The sequence below is a fragment of the Psychrobacter sp. LV10R520-6 genome, from assembly GCF_900182925.1.
In the GTDB taxonomy this organism is placed as follows: domain Bacteria; phylum Pseudomonadota; class Gammaproteobacteria; order Pseudomonadales; family Moraxellaceae; genus Psychrobacter.
This window is the reverse complement of the sequence record NZ_LT900024.1, coordinates 2,976,040-2,990,338: the sequence shown is the minus strand read 5'-3', so window position 1 is coordinate 2,990,338 and position 14,299 is coordinate 2,976,040. Positions and strand designations below refer to the sequence as shown.

The 14,299-nt window shown below is 44.4% G+C and carries 10 protein-coding genes; 5 read left to right on the top strand and 5 right to left on the bottom strand.

From position 1 onward, the window contains the following. Positions 1-181: 181 nt before the first annotated feature. Entirely contained in the window at positions 182-1,492 is a 1,311-nt protein-coding gene (locus U1P77_RS12555) for a BaiN/RdsA family NAD(P)/FAD-dependent oxidoreductase (RefSeq protein WP_321155300.1), read from the bottom strand. A gap of 372 nt (positions 1,493-1,864) precedes the next feature. Between U1P77_RS12555 and acs the strand changes: the two genes are divergently transcribed. Both acs and U1P77_RS12545 read left to right on the top strand, forming a co-directional pair. Further along, positions 1,865-3,832: an acetate--CoA ligase gene (gene acs / locus U1P77_RS12550; RefSeq protein WP_321155299.1), complete on the top strand. Its 1,968-nt coding sequence runs from the start codon at positions 1,865-1,867 to the stop codon at positions 3,830-3,832. A 171-nt stretch (positions 3,833-4,003) separates the two neighbouring features. Continuing rightward, entirely contained in the window at positions 4,004-5,221 is a 1,218-nt protein-coding gene (locus U1P77_RS12545) for an NAD(P)/FAD-dependent oxidoreductase (protein ID WP_321155298.1), read from the top strand. A 31-nt stretch (positions 5,222-5,252) separates the two neighbouring features. On the opposite strand, the gene U1P77_RS12540 is transcribed toward U1P77_RS12545, so the two are convergent. The 4 genes from U1P77_RS12540 to hemA form a co-directional block, all read right to left on the bottom strand. Further along, positions 5,253-5,672 carry a DUF6691 family protein gene (locus U1P77_RS12540; RefSeq protein ID WP_321155297.1) on the bottom strand — a complete coding sequence of 140 codons (420 nt, stop codon included), beginning with the start codon at positions 5,670-5,672 and terminating at the stop codon, positions 5,253-5,255. Between the two features lie 68 nt (positions 5,673-5,740). Further along, entirely contained in the window at positions 5,741-6,178 is a 438-nt protein-coding gene (locus U1P77_RS12535; protein WP_321155296.1) for a YeeE/YedE family protein, read from the bottom strand. Between the two features lie 170 nt (positions 6,179-6,348). After that, positions 6,349-7,485: an aminotransferase class V-fold PLP-dependent enzyme gene (locus U1P77_RS12530; protein WP_321155295.1), complete on the bottom strand. Its 1,137-nt coding sequence runs from the start codon at positions 7,483-7,485 to the stop codon at positions 6,349-6,351. 702 nt (positions 7,486-8,187) lie between these two features. Next, complete coding sequence (gene hemA / locus U1P77_RS12525) at positions 8,188-9,576, bottom strand: glutamyl-tRNA reductase (protein ID WP_321155294.1); 1,389 nt, start codon at positions 9,574-9,576, stop codon at positions 8,188-8,190. Positions 9,577-10,258: 682 nt separating this feature from the next. Here hemA and U1P77_RS12520 point away from each other — a divergent pair. From U1P77_RS12520 to ispE, 3 genes are all read left to right on the top strand, one after another. Beyond that, entirely contained in the window at positions 10,259-12,211 is a 1,953-nt protein-coding gene (locus U1P77_RS12520) for a tetratricopeptide repeat protein (protein ID WP_321155293.1), read from the top strand. Between the two features lie 273 nt (positions 12,212-12,484). Continuing rightward, complete coding sequence (gene lolB / locus U1P77_RS12515) at positions 12,485-13,114, top strand: lipoprotein insertase outer membrane protein LolB (protein ID WP_321155292.1); 630 nt, start codon at positions 12,485-12,487, stop codon at positions 13,112-13,114. Positions 13,115-13,174: 60 nt separating this feature from the next. Continuing rightward, the gene (gene ispE, locus U1P77_RS12510; protein ID WP_321155291.1) at positions 13,175-14,281 is read left to right on the top strand and encodes a 4-(cytidine 5'-diphospho)-2-C-methyl-D-erythritol kinase; all 1,107 of its coding nucleotides are present in this window, start codon (positions 13,175-13,177) and stop codon (positions 14,279-14,281) included. Positions 14,282-14,299 lie beyond the last annotated feature (18 nt).

Sequence of the window (14,299 nt, the reverse complement as noted above, 5' to 3'; positions counted from 1 at the left end):
AACTGTTAAGTTATGCTAAATATTTCAGCCATTAATGGTTATTAAAAATTCACAATAGCTAGAATGCTAACTATAAATAAAAAGCGGCTAAACCACAAGATTAAACATTATTTAAATCGCTTGCCTGCTTGCTATATATAATGAATCCTAAATAAAATAGAGATGACATATAAACTTGCAATCAAATAACCTCACCGCAAACAAAACCACTTGCCCATGCCCATTGGAAGTTGTAGCCGCCAAGCCAACCCGTCACATCCAGCACTTCACCAATGAAATATAGTCCCTCTTGATAGTTGCTTTGCATGGTTTTGGACGAGACTTCATCAGTCCTCACACCACCGCGAGTAACCTCAGCGGTACGATAGCCTTCGGTGCCAGAGGGTTTGAGTTGCCAACCATTAATGGTCGCCCCAAGCTCTGCTAGACGTTCATCTTTAATATTAGCAAGCTCAGTGTTTTTGATATCGTCCCACAGCGTAGTTTGTAGTGCGGTCAGTAGCTTTTTAGGTAAGCTATTATTAGTATAATCAGTCAGTACTGTACGGATGAGCTGCTTCGGATGCGACTTTTTATGAGCAAGTAGCAACTCAGTTATATCGATATCGGGGAGTAAGTTAATGCTAATATATTCGCCCGTTTGCCAATAGTTAGACAGCTGCAGCATCGCAGGACCAGACAGTCCTCGATGAGTAAATAGCATTGACAGTCGGAACGAGATACGAGCGTTACTAGCAATGACTGGTAAGCTGATACCCGCCAACGCGCGAATCAACTCACCTGTTTTATCGGTAAAAGTAAACGGTACGAGGCTAGCATCTATAGGATTTAAGTGATGTCCAAACTGCTGTGCCAACTCATATCCTAGACCACTGGCGCCCATCGTTGGAATAGAAAGCCCACCAGTGGCGACCACCAGCGATTCACAGCTATAGGTCGTTTGAGCTGGCTTCATCTCGTCTGCCGAGTCTTTTTTATCCTTCTTACTGAGTTTCTTACTCGTTAACAGCTGAAAGCGCGCGCTATCATTGTTTGCATTACGGTCACCATTCTCAGGGACCCAAACCTGTTCAACCTGAGTATTGAGACGTACTTGCACACCGGTCGCCGCGCATTCGTCCAGCAGCATTGACAAGATATCTTGTGCGGAATCGTCGCAGAATAGCTGTCCATGTTCGCGTTCGTGATAGGCAATCTTATGTTGCTCAACCAGCCCAATAAATTCCCAGCTGGGATAACGGCTCAGCGCTGATTTACAGAAATGTTGATTGGCCCCGATAAAGTGCTCAGGCTCCACGAAATAATTAGTAAAGTTACAACGACCGCCGCCTGACATTAAGATTTTTTTGCCCGCTTTGTTGGCATGATCGAGCACCAGTACGCGACGGCCACGGCGGCCAGCAGTGAGCGCGCAGTATAGTCCTGACGCACCCGCACCAATGATAATGACATCATAATAGCTGAGGTTTTTTCCATTATGACTATTGTTCATAGCGGTAATTGTCCATTGCGGTTAAGTTCATAAAGCGATAAGTTTAAAAAGATGTTTTTAGAGTGGCTATTGTCCATATTTAAGTCAACGTTACAAGGGCTAAATATCAACTGCTCTAAAAATAAACCTTCAATTAAAAGTAAATACTTAATAATAAGTAACAGTAGATGCTAGGTGTACATACGTACAGTGATATTGTTGCAATTAGCCGTTGATGTCTTGCAACAGCCCCCCTTATTTGTCAAACTAGAACTAAGGTGTCGCACATTATGGAAGATGACGCCGCATCGCCTGTATCGATTGTCGTTGATAAGTTACCGCTATTATCAACCCAAGCCTATACAGGTAATAATAATTAAAAAGGAAGTTATCATGACTCAGAAATCGTTTCCTATTACGGCTGAATTTGTCGCCACCGCCAACATTACCCCTGAACAGTATGTGCAGACCTATAAGCATTCTACTGATTCATCTGATGCGCTTGATGCTTTTTGGGCTGAGCGGGCTGAACAAATCGACTGGATAAAAAAGCCCACCAAGATCAGCAACGTCAGCTATGATTTAGAGGACTTCCGCATCAAGTGGTTCGAAGATGGTGAGCTGAATATTTCGGTCAACTGTCTCGATCGTCACCTAAAAACCAACCCTTACAAGCCTGCCATTATTTGGGAAGGGGATCACCCCTCCTTGCATAAAATCATCTCATTTAAAGAATTGCATGCTGAGGTTTGCCGTTTAGGTAATGCCATGCGTAAACTTGGGGTCAAAAAAGGCGACCGCGTAACTCTATATATGCCGATGATACCGGAATCCATGGTAGCCATGCTGGCATGTACGCGTATCGGTGCGGTGCATTCAGTGGTGTTTGGCGGTTTTTCAGCTGAAAGTCTCGGTAACCGTATCATTGACAGTCAGTCTAAGCTGGTCATTACCGCTGATGAAGGTTTGCGTGGTAATAAGATCACACCATTAAAAGTAAATGTCGACCGCGCCTTAGATATCGATGGTACAGAAAGCGTTGAAAAAGTGATTGTGGTGCATCGTACTGGTAATTCCATTCCAATGAGTGGTCGCCGCGATGTTTGGTATCATACTTTGGTCAGTGGCGAAAAAAAGCAGTGCGAACCAGAAGTGATGAATGCCGAAGACCCACTGTTTTTATTGTACACATCCGGATCAACTGGTAAGCCCAAAGGCGTGCTGCACACCACTGGTGGTTATATTACTTATGCGCTATCAACGTTCCGTGATGTCTTCGACATCAAAGATGATGACATCTACTGGTGTACCGCTGATGTGGGCTGGGTAACAGGTCATACCTATGCCACCTATGCGCCCCTTGCCAATGGGACCACGACAGTCATGTTCGAGGGTGTGCCAGAATATCCGACATGGGCACGGGTCGGCCATATCATCGATAAGCATAATATTAGTATCTTATATACCGCCCCTACCGCCATTCGAGCAATGATGAAAGAAGGCGACGCTTTTGTTCGGGAGTCTGAACGCTCAAGTCTACGTTTGCTCGGTACGGTCGGCGAGCCTATCAATCCTGAAGCATGGGATTGGTACTACCATGTCGTTGGTGGCAGTCGCTGTCCAATTGTCGATACTTGGTGGCAGACAGAAACCGGTGGTATTTTGCTCGCGCCGATTCCGGGTACGGTGGCACTCAAGCCAGGTGCCGCAATGAACCCGTTATACGGCATCATACCAAATATCATGGATACCGATAGCACCGTGCTTGACGGTCCCGCTGAGGGTAATTTGGTCATCAGTAACAGCTGGCCTGGACAGATGCGCACTATCTATAACGATCATGAACGCTTTTTAGAGACTTACTTTAGCACTTATTTAGGTCATTACTTTACTGGTGATGGCGTGCAGCGCGATGAAGATGGTCACTACTGGATTACTGGCCGCGTTGATGATGTGCTCAACGTCTCAGGACATAGACTGGGCACAGCCGAAATTGAAAGCGCAATCGTCGCCCACCCTTCTACTGCGGAAGCGGCTGTGGTTGGCATGCCACACGACATTCGAGGTACAGGCGTTTGTGCCTTTGTTATTCTCAAATCTGGCGAGGCCGCCAGTGAACGTCTAAAAACCGAGCTAAATCGCCACGTGCGCACCGCGATTGGACCGATTGCCAACTTAGATGCCATCTATCTCGTAGATGTCCTTCCCAAAACCCGCTCTGGCAAAATCATGCGCCGTATCTTGCGTAGCCTAGCCGCTGGGCAATATGTAGGGCTGGGGGATTTATCCACCCTTGCTGATAGCTCGGTGATCAATAAGCTGGTTGAAGTGGTCAAAGCTGAACGTAAGGCGTGTCATTAATGTTTAATAAATAATGGCTGTTAAGAGCCTAGAATAAGTCATGCTATTCAAGATAGCATAGCATGGCTTTTTAATATGGCTATCCTCAAAATAGGATAAAGCGATACGCTTTAAACGATTTGAACTTCCTTTTTACTTATTACCAAATATCCTATAAGGCCTATTGTCATTATGACTGACCATTCTCTAAATGATGCTAATAACACCAAAACCCACACCTCTGATACTGACCACACCGTCCCAACAATAGCCATCATTGGTGGCGGGCTTACTGGGTTGTTGACCGCCACGTTATTAGAGCGGGCGTTTAATCAGCAAGGCGATAAACCTGCTGCTCGTGCAAGCTTGCCACAGATAACTGTTTTTGAAAAATCACGTAGCGTTGGTCGTTTGGCAACCCGCTATCGTACGGATGAGAGCACCGCCAAAAACTGGCAATGGGCATTCGGGGCGCAGTTTTTTACCGCAAAATCGACTGAATTTTCACAGTTTATCAAGCCGTGGTTAGCTACAGGTATGCTACAACCTTGGTGTGCCCAAGTGGTTGATTTAGTGCCAGCCAACGATAACCATCAGTCGTCTATAGTAACTAAGAAAGAGCAATGGGATACTATCCACGCCCGCTATATCAGCACCCCTAAAATGACCAGTTGGGGAAGAGCATTGGCTGACGATCTACAGTTGACAACATTAGAGTTTAAAACTCGGGTTGCCCCTCTAGAACGGCAAAGCAATAACTCACAGAACGACTCTCCCGATAAAAAAACTGAATTGTTTGACGAGAACGGTAACAGCTTGGGCTGGTTCGACTGGGTTATTTGTACCGCGCCAAATGGTCAGGCGGTAGAATTAATGGCGGATAGTGGCTTTAATAAGCAAGCAAAAATTACTGAACCACAAATGCAAGCGTGCTATACGCTGATGCTAGGTTGGAATGACGTAGAACAGCTACCTAAGACGCTAAATCGCAATGCAACACCAGTATGGGATGTGGCCTATATGACTGACTCTATACTCGATAGAATATTCATAGAGCATCATAAGCCTATGCATAACAATCTCCTACCTAGCGTCACTATTCATGCCCGTAACGACTGGTCGCAGGCACATGTCGATGATGATATCGAAACAATAAAAGCGCAATTAATGCAAGCTGCGCAGCAAGCACTGGACTGGGACAAAGATACGGCACCTAGCCAAAGTGACTGTCACCGCTGGCGTTATGCTGCGACGGTTAACAGTACTAAAACCAATAAAGAGCTTGGTATCTTAGTTGATAACAATCATCAATGGATTGTCAGTGGCGACTGGTGCGGACAAGGTAATATCGAAAGTTGTTATCACATGGCAGCAGAGACGGTAAAAGTCATAACTTCAGCGTTAAGTTAATAAATCAAGCAAACAAACTACATTAAACATCTTACGTCAGTTTGGGCTCAAACCATTGATATATCAGCATACCGATTATCATCGCTGGCATGAATACGTAAGCCTGCCACTGTCCTGTTCCGAGCAATACAATCCCCGGTCCTGGGCAAATACCGACCAAGCCCCAACCAATACCAAATAGCATCGCACCGATTAATAATTTTTTATTAATAGTGGTGCGGGTGGGCATCTCAATCAGCGTACCAATCCAGCTATTATGCTGGCGTTTTGCCAGTTGCACACCAACGATTGCCACCGCTAAGCCACCGCCCATCACCAGTGCTAATGAGATATCCCACGCGCCAAACACGTCCAAGAAGCCCTGTACTTTTACAGGATCAGTCATGCCTGATATCAGCAAACCAAACCCGAATAATAACCCTGCTACTAGCCCAATTATATTTTTTAGCATTGTCGTCTCTTATATTGTCTTATAAAATTTTATCTTGTAAAACACTCTAGCGTTAGTCTACACAGCTACTAAATCAGCCCTAGCACCTGCCGACCAACATAAACGGTGATAATGCCAAATAACATAAAAGTGACCGTCGCTACCATCGACCGTGGCGACAGACGCGCGTTACCACAAATACCATGACCACTAGTGCATCCCGAACCCAACCGGGTACCAAAACCTACTAGCAAACCTGCACCAATCAATAAAGGTAAAGAGCTAGTCATTTGCATGATAGGTAGCGGTGATACCAGCTGATAAAACAGGGGCGATACAACCAACCCCAATACAAATAATATTTGCCACAGCTCCACTCGCTTAGGCTTCAGCAAGCTGGCACTAATGCCACTGATACCCGCGATACGTCCAATACCTAATAGCAAAATCACAGTCGCCACACCCAACATCAAACCACCTATCAAGGATATTGGAGTGAATGCTTGCCAGTCTACTTGTATACTCATAACTATTTACCTAACTTAATTTTTGTCGACTGTTAATTATCAATACTAAATTTAAAATTCTATTTATAAAAATACATTATATAATAAAGTATAACAAAAAGGTAAAAAAATACTGAACGCTGGGCTCAGTATTTTTATTTAATCTGTTTAACAGACCCTAATTATACAAACTATTTAGCCAATACTTTCTCAAGGACTGATTCAAAACGCTCAACAGCGCCATCAACGTTAGTCAATTTGTCAAAACCAAATAGACCTAAGCGGAAAGTTTTAAAGCTTTCAGGTTCGCCACATTTAAGCGGAACACCAGCTGCAATTTGCATACCAAGCTCAGCGAACGCGCTGCCTTTATGCATATCATCACGATTGGTATAAGAAACCACTACGCCTGGCGCTTTAAAGCCTTCAGCAGCAACGCTCTCAATACCTTTGTCTGCAAGTACCTTGCGAATACGCTTGCCCAGTTCCCACTGTGCGTCACATAGCTTATCAAAGCCGATTTCTTTGGCTTCATTAATAGTATCGCGGAACTGACGTAAGCTATCAGTAGGCATAGTCGCATGGTAAGCATGACCGCCATTCTCATAAGCACGCATGATGTTTAACCATTGTTTTAAATCTAGGCTAAAGCTATTTGATTCAGTGCTGTCTACTTTTTTCACAGCTGCTTCGCTAAGCATAACTAGACCGGCACAAGGGGTGCTGCTCCAGCCTTTTTGCGGCGCACTAATAAGTACGTCAATGCCAAGATCTTTCATATCAAGCCAGACACAACCTGAAGCGATACAGTCGATAACCAATAGACCACCGACGCTATGAGTCGCATCAGCTAAGGCTTTGATATATTCCTTTGGTAAAATTATACCAGCAGATGTTTCAACGTGCGGAGCAAAAACGATACCAGGTTTGTGTTCTTTGATTTTGGCAACAGCGGTTTCGATGTCAACAGGCGCAAATGGTTTTGGGGCATCGGTATCTTCAGTACGGTCAGCGGCCAATACGGTGGTTGTTTTACCGATATTGTTCTTTTCTAAAATTTGCGTCCAACGATAACTAAACCAACCATTACGGATGATGAGGCTGTCTTGGTCACGAGCAAGTTGAGCGGCAACCGCTTCCATGCCATAAGTACCAGCACCTGGAACAATGGCCACGGCATCAGCGTTATAAACTGACTTTAGATCCGCAGATAAATCATTCATCACTTGCTGAAAAGCTTTTGACATATGATTAAGGGCGCGGTCAGTATAAACCACTGAATATTCTAATAAGCCTTCTGGATCGATATCTTGACGTAATGCAGACATAGGACATTCCTTGTTTGTTGTTAAATTATTTAGATGTGACTAAAAGTTGAGCACAGATAAAGCTTGAGTATAGCCATATTGAGTGACATAAAAATACTGAATATGGCGATAGGTACTGCGAGTTATATATACGACTAATTATAGGTACGATTAATTATAGATGCTACTGATTATAGGTACCATTAAGGGTCTTACTAGAGAGTACAACGTGGGCTTGACAATATAGCACTTTATCCTAGCGCTATTGCCGTTGGTAAGTAATGCCTTATGCAAGACTGCTTATGACATTAGGGCCATTATAGTTGCTGCACAGCGGCAGACAGATGATAATAGTCACTGGTAATCTTATTAGATTAAAATCTGTCTGCCAACGCCGATAGCGATGACCATGACAGTTCCATGACTCAATGCAATCATGACAGCTTGATACTAGCACTGATAATGGTGGTTGACAACGGTTTGTTAGCTCAACAATATATCTACCGTAAGTTTCTTTTTATCAGTAAAGCTATTGGTGATTTATTAACCAGTTATTAGCAAAAAATAATCTACTAACTGTAGTTAGTCTAATTTAGAAACGGCACAGTGCCACTAGTATGAATCTTTTGCAGCCTCTGTCACGCTTGCGAACCGCACGCAAGAAAAATTTATACCAGTGGCACGTTGCTACAAATGACTCTCTTTTATTTTGAATCGACTATATCAGCGATGACGATAAGCGTCGTGTAACCCTGAAACCACAAAGTCTAGCAGCTCACTATCGCCTTCGCGCGCCGCCTTACGCATAAGCTTCGATGGGGCATGGGTCAAGGTCTGAGTCAGGCGCCGTGATAGCTCAGTAATCACGTCCTCAGCGCTGACATCACCGTGCTCAAGCTTGACGAGTGATTCATGGAGTAGCTTATCTACTTGCTCATTAGTGCGCACCCGATACTGCTGAATATCTTTGCCCACTTGCCGCACTTGAAAGCGCCGCTCCATCTCAACGACCAATTGGCTAACGAGCAGCTCAGCATCAACGGCAGCTTGCCGGCGCTGTTCAAGATTACCAGCGATGACGTGCTGCAAGTCATCAACAGAATAGAGATAGACATCATCTATCCGGCTGATGGTCGAGTCAATATCACGCGGTACGGCCAAATCTATCATCAACATCGGCTGATAACGGCGGCGCTTCAGCGCTTGCGTGGTCATCGTTTTATCAATTAACAAATCCATACTACCGCTACAGCTACTGACGATATCTGCATCCGCCAGCACTTGCGATAGCTCTTGTAGCGATCTAACCTCCACGCTACGGTTAGGTTGGCGTAATTCAGCAGCTAAAGCTTCGGCACGCTCAGGGCTACGGTTACAAATGATGACCCGTCCAACCCCAAGTCCTGCGATATGAGTAGCGACTAAACGGTTCATCTCACCAGCGGCCACCACTAATAGGGTACGACTGGGCATATTATCAAAAATCTGGGTGACTAGCTTAGCGGCTGCAAACCCAAGCGATACCGCATGCGCCCCCACATTGGTCTCATTACGCACACGTTTAGAGGCAGCAAACACTTGATCAATAATCCAGCCTAGCTGATTGCTTAGTGCTTGCTCGCTTTGCGCGAGATGGACGGCTTGCTTAATTTGGCCGAGTATTTGCGGCTCGCCTAATATCATCGAGTCCAGACCCGCCGCGACTCGCAACCAGTGGGTGAGCGCGTGGGTATCACGATGCACATATAGATATGGCTCAATATCAGCCACAGAAAACTGCTTAAAGTTAGCAAGCCAGGTTTTAATCTGAATAATATGAGCGCTCATGGCTTCTGAGGTGACTCCGAAGCTGGCGCTACTATTAGGGGGTGATGTAGAAGATGCTGTAGGTGAGCGTGTAGGAGTGATATTGTTGGTAGCACTAGTAGCATTAGCTTGCGGCACCAGCGCATATATCTCAGTACGGTTACAAGTCGAGACAATCACGCTACCATCAGTAAAGCCTTTGAGCTGGTCAAGCGCAACAGTTACCTCGTCACCCACAAGCGCCAAGCGCTCACGTAAAGCGACTGGTGCAGTTTTGTGATTGAGCCCAATGACCACTAATCTCATTATTGATAGACCATAAACATAACGCTCATTTACTTGCTAAACCACCGCTCTATTTTTAAAAGCAGATTCTAAAAGCCAGTATCATCTAAAGACTAGTGTTATCTAAAAGCTAGGGTTAAAAGCGGATAAAATTTGTTTTGAACCGCAGGCTAAAACATACTACGGTCAGACGCAAGTAGTTGCATAATCAGGCGGCGTTATTGATTTGAATAGGATAAAAACTAAGTTCAAAAACAGGTTAAAATCAGTTACGATAAGTATAAAACTGCTCATTGTACCATTGTTACCCGTTTTGTTTAATACTCGCCCTGCTACCTCACCACTATTTACTTGTATTTGAGTAACTTAACGATAAATCAACGGTCTTAATGACTTTTAGCTGTCAACTTACCTACCCATTTCAGGTCTTAATACACTGTCATAAGTTTACTATCTATAAAAATCTCTTGCGTACGGCCAGTATTATAAATACTGGAGTAACATGAGTACTATTGTTTATAGCACTCGTTCGCCTCTATAATACTCTCAGTATGTGTCTACCATAAACTCATAAAATCAATACATTAAATTGGCTTTGTAGATAAAGCATATTGGTAAGTAAATAATGAATAAAGTGGCTTTACATAGAGCGACCTGAAATAAAGTGACGTTATTAGTAATTAATGAGTGAATACTGCTAGTTATGATTTTTTTTGGGTTATCGTTTCAATCACAACTTGCGCATAACGACCAATCTAGCCTTCAAGCTTTATTGCGTGTCGTCATTGATCGATTGTGTCAGCGCCATAAGCTAACCTTACTGTTGGCCGCTTGCCTGTGCTTAACTACCCCTGCCGAAGCAAGCCTCCTTAGTTTACCATCGAATGACATCATATCTAATACTTCCGTAGTGAAGCGTTCAATAGCTACTGCCGATAGTGAGCAAGATAGTAGGAATAATAATAGCAGTAGTAGTACTAACAATAGTAGTGATAGAACGCAGATAGTAGACAGGGTGGCTAACGTTAATAGCTTACCATCGGCAACCGTGTTGCAGCCAGAGCTTACCGAGCCCAGTCTATATAGTATTTTGGATGCCGAGTTTGCAGCGGATCGCGGTAATACCCGCCGCGCCCTAGCCATTTATAAACAGCAGTCCTTTAAAGAAGACGCCACAGCGGTTTTTGAGCGAGGGCTCAGCTTATCTTTGCGTAGCGAGAATATTGGCTCTTCGCTCCAGTTTGCCAAAACCTGGCAAGACCAAAACCCCGATCACGTACCCGCTTGGTTTTATGTGGCCCATTTAGCCCTAAGAGCGCACGACTATACGTTAGCTAGTGAGACCTTAAACCGTATTTTACGCTACGATCCCCGTGCAGATTTGAGCGAAATTCTTATCGGCATCTATCCCAATACTGACAATGACAAACGCGAACTGCTTGCCGCTTTACAACCCCTTGATAGTGAGCAAAATGCCTCATTGTCAGTATTAAAAGCAGGGTTGCTCTACCAGTTTAATGAACCACAGTTGGCGCTTATTCATATTAATCGTGCTTTAGCGCGCCAGCCTGATTATGTACCGTTTATCACCCTAAAATCTGACATTTTACGCAAAATAGAACCAGACGCAACGGTGATTAATTATGTCAACCAATCAAGGCTGCGTAATCCTGACAGCAAAAGCCTATACCTGTACGAGATACGCTACCTGCTTGATTTGAAGCAAAGTCAAAAAGCGTGGCAGCTGTTACTTGATGCACATAATCGCTTTACTGATGATGCTGAGATTACTTTATTAGCAGCGCTGGTCAGCCTGGATGTTGAAGAATATCATAGCGCTGATCAACTGCTTAATATGTTAGCAAAAAATTCAGCTTACCTTGACCAAGCCTATTATTATCTTGGCATCAGTGCTGAGCGTCAGCAGCGCTTTGAGCAGGCCAAATACTACTTAAACGGCGTCATGCAAGAGGACTTAGTGCTGGCGGCGCGTAAAAAAGTTGTTGCCTTTGAGCTACTTAATAATAACGTCGATGCCGCAATCGCCACCCTACAAAAACTGCGCCAACAATTTGAAGTATTTGCCCCTGAAACTTATGTTTTAGAAGCTGATATCTTATGGCAGCAAGAGGAGACCGATGAGGCGCTACAATTATTAACTCGCGCCAGCCGTAAATATCCTGACGATGAAGCTTTACTTTTTGCCCGCGCCCAACTGCTTGACGATCGTAATGACTATGTAATCAAGCGTACCTTACTCAATCATTTACAAGCGTTAGCGCCCAGCAACTTATCCTATCAGCTCAGCTACGCGCAACTGCTGCTCTCGAATGATGGCAGCTCTGAGCAAGGTTTAGCGCTGGCAACCGCTATCATTCAGATTCGCTACGACGACCCGCGTTACGACAATGACTTGCATCTGCAAGCGTTAAATGTGCTTGCTAGTAATGCTTTAGCCAATGACAATTACGCTCAAGTTATTAACTATTTGCAAACGCCTTACGATGTGTTTCCCAGCTTGCGCTCGGGTGTGTTGTTATTGCGTGCTTATCAAGGCTTAGGGAATAATGATAAGGTCGACGCCTTGTTAGCGGATCTTCAGCAGCGCTTCTCATTCGGGCAGCACAATATCAATGACCACACACAACTTTATTAATAATTAACTACGGTTTAAGAGGACCTCAGGTGTGATTGATTAAAGATAAACCAGCCATCATGACTGCTCGCGGATAACAGCGTTAATTATGCTGTAAAAAATCACTATAAAAGTTGTGGGCTGTTTTTATTTTGGATTGACCCATTAAAATGAGCCGACTGTACAGGGTACTTGTAATAAGAAAACAAAAGTTCATAACAGAGTAACAAACAAGGTTTAAGCTAACCGCTTAAAATTAAATATTTTTAAGCTTGTAAATTTTGAGGAAACACCATGTCGTCTCTACAAACAACCCGTCATAAATCCGCTAAGTTAGCTACATTTACTGCCCTAACAGCAGCGCTGGCAATCACCTCAGGCTGTCAGTCTTTACAAGGCGCGAATGCCACTACTAAATCCGCTCCTATCGTACAACCACAAAAATTAGCTAATTTTAACATCACCGGTAAAATCGGCGTGACTATGCCTAATAACGCAGCGAATACAGGTACCCAAGGTGGCAGTGCCTTTTATGCATGGGGTCAGCAAAATGACCGCCTCGCTATTGAGCTGATTGGCGCGTTAGGGATTGGCAAGACCAATATCGAGTATGACGGTCGGACGGCCACTTTAGTGAGCGAAAAGACCGGCACCTTGACGGCAGACAATCCTGAAACCTTGCTACAAAAAGCCACTGGCTGGCAAGCGCCGATCTCGCAAATGCCCTATTGGATTTCTGGGCGTCCCGCACCTTCAGACATCACACCGCAAACTGATGCTCAAGGTCGACTTATCAGCTCAGTCAACGGCCCCTGGACAGCAAGCTTTACTTATAAAGGCAACGATAAGCTGCCGAATAAGATTAGCGCTTTACAGCAGCAAGGTCATAAAGTCGTTATGACTATCGACCACCAAAATAAATAATCTACAGTAAATTTTATTATCACTTATAAAGACCGCTGTTTATGACTGAGAATGCTGTTTATGATTAAAAACATGGCTATCTCTCACGCCCCAGTTACACGACTATCGCCTGCGAAGATCAATCTGTTTTTGCATATTACAGGCAGGCGCGCCGATGGTTATCATAACTTGCAAACCGTTTTTCGCCTGCTTGACTGGGGTGATTATCTACACTTTTTGCCAGCGGATTTGCTGTCATTATCGACGACTGACATTAATATTGATAAAGACGTTGATACCGACTTTAATGCCAGCGTGACGCATCTATCAGAAGACTCCAATTTACCCGAACGAAATGTACCTGACCTAAGCACTGCTGCCTATCAGCAAGCAGCCGCACTGTCGAATAAGCTGCCAAATAAGCTGCCAAATAAGCTATGCAATCAACTGGTGTCACTCACTGGTGCTGAGACCATTACTGATAGCTTAGCGGATAACTTAATTATAAAGGCAGCACGCGCATTATTAGCTTACGCCCTACAATTGGGGCGACTACCCATTCAGCTACCGCACGTCAGCATCACCTTAGATAAACACCTGCCGATGGGCGCAGGACTAGGCGGTGGTTCCTCTAATGCGGCCATTACTTTACTAGTGCTTAATGAGCTTTGGCAACTAGAATTTACTAACAAGCAACTGTGTGATATTGGAGCAACGCTGGGTGCTGATGTGCCGATATTTATCTTTGGACAAGATGCCATTGCAATGGGCATTGGTGAGCAGCTCACGCCGATAGAATTGCCCAATCAGCAGTATTTATTACTGACCCCAAACGCTCATGTCAATACCGCGCAGCTATTCGCCCATCCCAAGCTGCGCCGAGATATTAAGACGCTTACCGCTACGACTATCAGTGAGCAATCAGCGTGTTATATTCAAGCGCTTAATGCCCCTTATCATAACGTTTTTACCCCAGTGGTCGAGAGTCTGGCGCCAGCAGTGAGCCGAGCATTACAGTATTTACGAGAATTAGAGCCGCAAGCGTTAGGAATCGCACGGATGACCGGCTCAGGTAGCGCGGTATTTTTGCCATTAGATCCTGGAGTTACTGACGATATTCAAATGTTAACAAGCTGGATAGCTGGTGCACCTTGCCCCGCTTATTTGGTAAATAATTTACGAGGGTAATATAAATATAAATCATTA

Excerpts from the sequence above, each read along its gene's own strand:
- U1P77_RS12540 (WP_321155297.1), bottom strand. The coding sequence starts at position 5,672 with ATGCTAAAAAATATAATTGGGCTAGTAGCAGGGTTATTATTCGGGTTT.
- U1P77_RS12545 (WP_321155298.1), top strand. The coding sequence starts at position 4,004 with ATGACTGACCATTCTCTAAATGATGCTAATAACACCAAAACCCACACC.
- U1P77_RS12530 (WP_321155295.1), bottom strand. The coding sequence starts at position 7,485 with ATGTCTGCATTACGTCAAGATATCGATCCAGAAGGCTTATTAGAATAT.
- ispE (WP_321155291.1), top strand. The coding sequence starts at position 13,175 with ATGATTAAAAACATGGCTATCTCTCACGCCCCAGTTACACGACTATCG.
- hemA (WP_321155294.1), bottom strand. The coding sequence starts at position 9,576 with ATGAGATTAGTGGTCATTGGGCTCAATCACAAAACTGCACCAGTCGCT.
- acs (WP_321155299.1), top strand. The coding sequence starts at position 1,865 with ATGACTCAGAAATCGTTTCCTATTACGGCTGAATTTGTCGCCACCGCC.
- U1P77_RS12555 (WP_321155300.1), bottom strand. The coding sequence starts at position 1,492 with ATGAACAATAGTCATAATGGAAAAAACCTCAGCTATTATGATGTCATT.
- lolB (WP_321155292.1), top strand. The coding sequence starts at position 12,485 with ATGTCGTCTCTACAAACAACCCGTCATAAATCCGCTAAGTTAGCTACA.
- U1P77_RS12535 (WP_321155296.1), bottom strand. The coding sequence starts at position 6,178 with ATGAGTATACAAGTAGACTGGCAAGCATTCACTCCAATATCCTTGATA.
- U1P77_RS12520 (WP_321155293.1), top strand. The coding sequence starts at position 10,259 with ATGATTTTTTTTGGGTTATCGTTTCAATCACAACTTGCGCATAACGAC.